4 protein-coding genes are annotated in these 6,735 nt (G+C 60.8%); all 4 read left to right on the top strand.

From position 1 onward, the window contains the following. Positions 1-9 precede the first annotated feature (9 nt). The gene (hisS, locus tag DXC67_RS09960) at positions 10-1,323 is read left to right on the top strand and encodes a histidine--tRNA ligase (protein WP_117638252.1); all 1,314 of its coding nucleotides are present in this window, start codon (positions 10-12) and stop codon (positions 1,321-1,323) included. Between the two features lie 257 nt (positions 1,324-1,580). After that, entirely contained in the window at positions 1,581-4,394 is a 2,814-nt protein-coding gene (locus DXC67_RS09965; RefSeq protein WP_369831372.1) for a phosphoenolpyruvate carboxylase, read from the top strand. A 374-nt stretch (positions 4,395-4,768) separates the two neighbouring features. After that, on the top strand, positions 4,769-6,046 hold the full coding sequence (gene larA, locus DXC67_RS09970) for a nickel-dependent lactate racemase (protein WP_233503230.1): 1,278 nt from the start codon (positions 4,769-4,771) through the stop codon (positions 6,044-6,046). Between the two features lie 49 nt (positions 6,047-6,095). Beyond that, positions 6,096-6,735 (top strand): MIP/aquaporin family protein (locus tag DXC67_RS09975; RefSeq protein WP_147327788.1); only part of this gene is annotated, 640 nt, incomplete at its 3' end.

Below are 6,735 nucleotides of genomic sequence, written 5' to 3' on the forward strand. Positions count from 1 at the left end.
TGTTTGCCCATGCAGGCACAGAAGGCGGAGGGAACCCGCGACCTTATCGGCGCCGAGATGCGCGCCTGGCAAAAGATGCAGCAGATTGCGGCCGGCGTGTTCGAGCCGTTTGGTTTTAAGCCCATCGAGACGCCCGCGATCGAGCAGGTGGACGTGTTTGTCCACGGTATCGGCCAGTCGACCGACGTCGTGCGCAAGGAGATGTTCCGCGTGTTTAGCGGCGCCAACCTGGAGCGCGTCTTTACCGAAGGCACCGACACCAAGCTTAAGCCCAAGCAGCGCTTGGCGCTTCGCCCCGAGGGCACGGCCGGTGTGGTGCGCGCCGTCGTGGAGAACAACCTGGTGCCCCAGGGCTCCACGCCGTTTAAGGCTTACTACGCCGAGGCCATGTTCCGCGGCGAGCGTCCCCAGAAGGGCCGCCTGCGCCAGTTCCATCAGGTGGGCATCGAGTGGCTCGGCGCTCCCGATCCGGCGGCAGACGCCGAGTGCATCATCATGCTCATGGAGTTCTACAAGCGCCTGGGCTTCGATCTTTCTAAGCTCCGCCTGCTTATTAACTCAATGGGCGATGCCCAGTGCCGTCCGGCATACCGCGAGCAGGTCAAGCAGTTTATCCTCGATCACGCCGACGAGATGTGTGATGAGTGCCGCGAGCGCGCCGAGCTCAACCCGCTGCGCGCCTTCGACTGCAAGAACGACCATTGCCGCGAGATCATGGCCGACGCCCCGTTGATGGGCGACAACCTGTGCGACGAGTGTCGCGAGCACTACGAGCAGGTCAAGCGCTATCTGGATGCCGCCGGTATCGAGTATGTTGAGGATCCCACCCTGGTGCGCGGCCTGGACTACTACACCCGCACCGTCTTTGAGGTCGAGGCCCCTGGCGCCGGCGTCGGCTCCATCGGTGGCGGCGGCCGCTACGACGGCCTGGTCGAGCTCGAGGGCGGCAAGCCCACGGCAGGCGTCGGCTTCGCTGTCGGTTTTGAGCGCGCCCTGCTGGCCCTGCAGGCCTTTGGCAGCGACCTGGGTGCGGAAGAAGTCCCGTGCGTCTACGTTGCTAACGCCGGCAAAGAGCTGCGTCAGAACGTCTTTACCATTACGCAGCAGCTTCGCGCCGCAGGGATTGTGACCGAGGCCGACTATCAGGGCCGTTCGCTCAAGGCCCAGTTTAAGCAGGCCGATAAGGTGGGCGCCAAGCTCATCCTGGTCCTGGGTGGCGACGAGCTTGCCGCCGGCAAGGTCAAAGTGCGCGACATGGAGAGCCACGACGAGGTCCTCGTCGATCTGACCAACGTGGTCGAGGCGGTTCGCGAGCGCCTGTAGCGCATCTTTTTGAGCTGCGGGCCTGCTAACGTGCCCTGCTCATGGAGAGCAATTGTTACGGGGGTGTTTCGCATTTATGCGGAATGCCCCCGTTTGCATATGCCGTTCACCGAGAAATACGACCATTTGGGGCAAAAACCCTTGCAATGCAGAAAATACTTTTGTGTGGTAAAGCGCAATCAGCTCCGAAAGTTTTTGCCGAGTGCCTATAATGGATACCGCATGTTACGTGCATAGAAGGAGGAATGGGAGGAAACGTGGCTGAGAACCTAAGCAACCAGTCTGTACCCGAAGCCGCGGCGCGCGTCGCTGCCGTGGTCAACCGCCTCGTTAACCGAATCGGCTCGAATGCCGAGTCCAAGGAGCGTCTCGCCGAGATCGAGATCCCCGAGGAGCTGCGCGACAATCTGGCGCTGTTCTTGCGCCTGGAGCGCCGTGTGCTTAGCGAGTATGATCCCGAGATCGCGGACCTGTTCGACAAGATTTTGACAGCCGAGATTGTGGCCAATGCCGGCAACCCCGGTAGCCGTGCTGCCGATGAGTCCGTCGACGAGCAGGGCGTGCCCACTGCCGACGAGCCCACCGCCGTGGCGTTTCGCGAAGTCGTCGATCTGATCGACAGCCTGCCGCTCGATAAACAGCAGGTTATCGTCCGCGCCTTTACGAGCTTCTTCCATCTGGCAAACCTGTCGGAGGAGAATTACCGTGTGGCGCAGCTGCGCGAGCGCGAGGCCGGTGCGTCGACCGATACCGAGGTCGATCCCGCCAACGAACTCACCGTCGCCTATCACCAGTTGGTAAACGAGATGGGTGTCGAGGGTGCCAACGAGCTGCTCGGCAAGCTTGAGTTCCACCCTGTCTTTACCGCACATCCCACCGAAGCCCGCCGCAAGGCCGTCGAGGGCAAGATTCGCCGTATCTCCAACCTGCTGGAGGAGCGTCCGCGTCTGGGCGGCTCCGACCTGGTGGAGAACGAGCGCCATATGCTGCAGGAGATTGACGCCCTGGTGCGTACGAGCCCCATCGCGCTCAAGAAGCCCACGCCGGTCGAGGAAGCCGATACCATCATCGACATCTTCGATAACACGCTGTTCGACGTCATTCCCGTCATCTATCGTCGTTTTGACGACTGGGTGCTGGGCGACAAGGCCGGTACCGTGCCGCCGCTGTGCCCGGCGTTCTTCCATCCCGGCAGCTGGATCGGTTCCGACCGCGACGGTAACCCCAACGTCACCGCCAAGGTGAGCCGTGAGGTCGCCGCCAAGTATTTCACCCATATGGTGCTCAAGCTCGAGGACAAGTGCCGCCGCATCGGCCGCAACCTCACGCTCGAGGCCACCTACAGCAAGCCGTCTGCCGAGCTCATCAACCTGTGGAACCATCAGGTCGAGATGAGCACCCAGTACACGGCACGCGCCGAGCTGATCTCCGAGCACGAGCCGCATCGCGCCGTCATGCTCGTCATGGCAGACCGACTCAACGCCACCGTCCGTCGCATCACCGACACCATGTACCACAGCGCCGATGAGTTCCTGGAGGACCTGCGCGTCGTCCAGCGCTCGCTGGCCGCCTGCGGTGCCGTCCGTGCTGCCTACGGCCCGGTCCAGACCATCATCTGGCAGGTCGAGTCCTTCGGCTTCCATATGGTCGAGATGGAGTTCCGTCAGCACTCCGTGGTGCACGCCCGCGCCCTCAAGGATATCCACGAGAACGGTATCCATGGCGACCTGCAGCCCATGACGCGCGAAGTCATCGATACCTTCCGTGCCATCGGCTCCATCCAAAAGCGCTACGGCAAGAAGATGGCCCACCGCTACATCATCTCGTTTACCAAGAGCGCCCAGCATGTGGCCGACGTCTTTGAGCTTGCCCACCTGTCCTTTGCGCACGAGGAGGATGTCCCCGAGCTCGACGTGATCCCGCTGTTCGAGCAGCTCGAGGACCTCGAGGGCTGCGTCGACGTGCTCGACCAGATGCTTACGCTGCCCGTGGTGCAAAAGCGCCTTGCCCAGACCGACCGCCGCATGGAGGTCATGCTGGGCTATTCCGACTCCTCCAAGGACGCCGGTCCTACCACGGCCATGCTCGCGCTGCACTCCGCGCAGGAGCGCATCGCCAAGTGGGCCGAGAAGAACGATATCGACCTGGTGCTCATGCACGGTCGCGGCGGTGCCGTGGGCCGTGGCGGCGGCCCGGCCAACAAGGCCGTGCTGGCGCAGCCCAAGGGCTCGGTCAACTGTTTCTTTAAGCTCACCGAGCAGGGCGAGGTCATCTTTGCCCGTTACGGCAACCGCACGCTGGCCCAGCGCCATGTTGAGTCCGTTGCCGCCGCAACGCTTTTGCAGTCGGCCCCGAGTGTCGAGAAGACCAACACCGAGACCACGCAGAAGTTCTGGGATATGGCGGAGAAGCTCAACGCAGTAAGCCATGAGCGCTATCTGGACCTGCTGAACACCGAGGACTTTACACCGTGGTTCTCGACCGTGACGCCGCTGACCGAGGTCGGTCTGCTGCCGATCGGCTCGCGTCCCGCCAAGCGCGGCCTGGGCGCCAAGTCGCTCGACGACCTGCGTACCATTCCGTGGATCTTCAGCTGGAGCCAGGCGCGCATCAATCTGGCCGCTTGGTACGGCCTGGGTACTGCCTGCGAGCAGCTTGGCGACCTTGATCAGCTCAAGGCTGCCTACCAGGAGTGGCCGTTCTTCCGCACCTTTATCGACAACATCGAGATGTCGATCGCCAAGACCGACCAGCGCATTGCCAAGATGTACCTGCACCTGGGCGATCGCCAGGATCTGTCCGAGAAGGTCTTCACCGAGATGCAGCTCACCCGTAAGTGGGTCCTTGCCATCGTCGGTGACGAGTGGCCGCTACAGCGCCGCCGCGTGCTTGGCTGCGCTGTCCGCGTGCGCAACCCCTATGTCGACGCCCTGTCCATCGCACAGGTCCGCGCCCTTCGCGAGGTGCGTATGAACCAGGACCAGATGGCCGAGGAGAAGAAGGCCGAGTACATGAGCCTGATTCTTTCGACTGTGACCGGCGTCTCGGCAGGATTGCAGAACACGGGGTAATCGATAGCCCTGTAGTCGTCCGGGCCCGCCATCAGCTTACTTTTAGGCACGTCCTCGGACATGCAAGAAGCCCTCGCTGCGCACTTCGTGCGGCGAGGGCTTCTTGCGTCCTGCGGAGTGTGCCTAAAAGTAAGCTGATGGCGGGCCCTACGATGTCCGGTCTTCGGTGGATTACTGGCTGGGGGAATAATGGCGCGCTTCTCGACTTACGACTGTAGCGGCCGCGGCTCCGTTTGGGATCGTGGCCGTTTTGTTGTGGGTCAAATATGAACGTTGTGTTAATGAGTCGGTGGACGGTGGTGTTTTTTGGTGAGCGGCGTATCCTTCCAACGGTTTATCTAGTGTGTCAGTTGAAAGGAAGAGGGCGCTCGTCATTGTTTGAATGTGAACTGCCGTTTGACCACAAGACGTTGCATCTGGAACTCGAGGATAAGAACTTCGCGGGTGTGATGGAAGGTCACCAAAACGAGTTTAAGACTACGAAATCGCAGGAAGAGCTGGTAGAGGAGTCGCTTGCCAACCCTTATGGCTCGCCTTCGCTCGAGGAGCTTTGTGCTGGCAAGAAGGATATTGTCATCATTAGCTCCGATCATACGCGTCCCGTTCCCTCGCGTGTGACGATGCCTATTCTGCTGCATCACATCCATTCCGCTGCGCCCGAGGCTCGCGTGCGCATTCTGGTTGCTACGGGTATGCACCGTCCGTCGACGCACGAGGAACTCGTCAACAAATATGGCGAGGAGATCGTTGCCAACGAGGAAATCGTTATGCACGTCGCGACTGACGACAGCATGATGAAAAAGATCGGCACCCTGCCTTCTGGTGGCGAGTGCATCATCAACAAGGTTGCCGCCGATTGCGATCTGCTGCTTGCCGAGGGCTTTATTGAGCCGCACTTCTTTGCCGGTTTCTCTGGTAGCCGCAAGTCCGTCCTGCCCGGCATTGCCAGCTACAAGACCATCATGTACAACCACAACGGTCAGTTTGTGAATGATTCCCACTCGCGTGCCGGCAACCTGTGCCACAACCACGTGAGCGAGGACATGTTTGCCGCCGCTGAGATGGCCCACCTCGCCTTTGTGCTTAACGTGGTGCTTAACGGCAAGCACGAGGTCATCGGCTCCTTTGCCGGCGACATCCACAAGGCGCACGAGGCCGGCTGCGAGTTCGTGAAGAGCCTTGCCGGCGTTGAGCCCGTCGAGTGCGATATCGCCATCACCACCAACGGTGGCTACCCCCTCGATCAGAACATCTATCAGGCCGTGAAGGGCATGTGCGCTGCCGAGGCCACGCTTCCCGAGGGCGGCGTGATCATCGACGTCGCCGGTTGTGCCGACGGTCACGGTGGCGAGGGCTTCTATCACAATATCGCCGACAACGATCCGGCGGAGTTTGAGCGCGCCTGCATCGACCGTCCTAAGGACGAGACCCTGCCCGACCAGTGGACGAGCCAGATCTTTGCCCGCATCCTGGCGCATCACCCTGTGATCATGGTCACCGACCTGTGCGATCACCAGATGCTCAAGGATATGCACATGACACCGGTCAACACTATCGAGGAGGCGCTCAAGCTCGCCTTTGAGATGAAGGGTGCCGATGCCAAGGTTGCCGTCATTCCCGATGGCCTGGGCGTTGTCGTTGCGCAGCACTAGCGCGTGGCTTAAACGAATCGTTTATAACCGACAAGAAAGATAAGGTTTTATGCTTACCAAACTCCTCTGCGAATTCGGCGCGACGGCCCTCATGATCGTCTTTGGCGTGGGCGTGCACTGCGATACCGTGCTCAAGGGCACCAAGTATCAGGGCTCCGGCCACATGTTTGCCATCACCACCTGGTCTTTTGGCATCTCGGTCTGCCTGTTTGTCTTTGGCGGCGCCGTGTGCATGAACCCCGCCATGGTGCTTGCCCAGTGCATCGTCGGCCTGGTGCCGTGGGGCAACTGCATTCCCTTCATGCTCGCCGATATGCTCGGCGGCTTTGTGGGTGCCGTGATCGCTTGGTTTATGTATGCCGATGAGTTCAAGGCTTCCGAGGGCGTCGTCGACCCCATTGCCCAGCGCAACATCTTCTCGACCAACCCCACCACCGAGGGTACGAACTATGCCCGCAACTTCTTCTGCGAGGCTATCTGCACCTTTGTGTTCATCAGTGCCATCCTTGCTGCCGCTAGCCGCGCCGGCGAGAACGTTCTGATGCTCGCCATCTGCGTCGGTCTGATCGTTTGGGCTGTTGGCATGGGCATGGGCGGCATCACCGGCTTTGCCATGAACCAGGCTCGTGACCTTGGTCCTCGCATGGCCTATCAGGTGCTGCCGATCAAGAACAAGGCTGACAACAACT

The organism is Collinsella sp. TF07-1 (genome assembly GCF_003437235.1).
Taxonomy (GTDB): Bacteria; Actinomycetota; Coriobacteriia; order Coriobacteriales; family Coriobacteriaceae; genus Collinsella.

Excerpts from the sequence above, each read along its gene's own strand:
- hisS (WP_117638252.1), top strand. The coding sequence starts at position 10 with ATGCAGGCACAGAAGGCGGAGGGAACCCGCGACCTTATCGGCGCCGAG.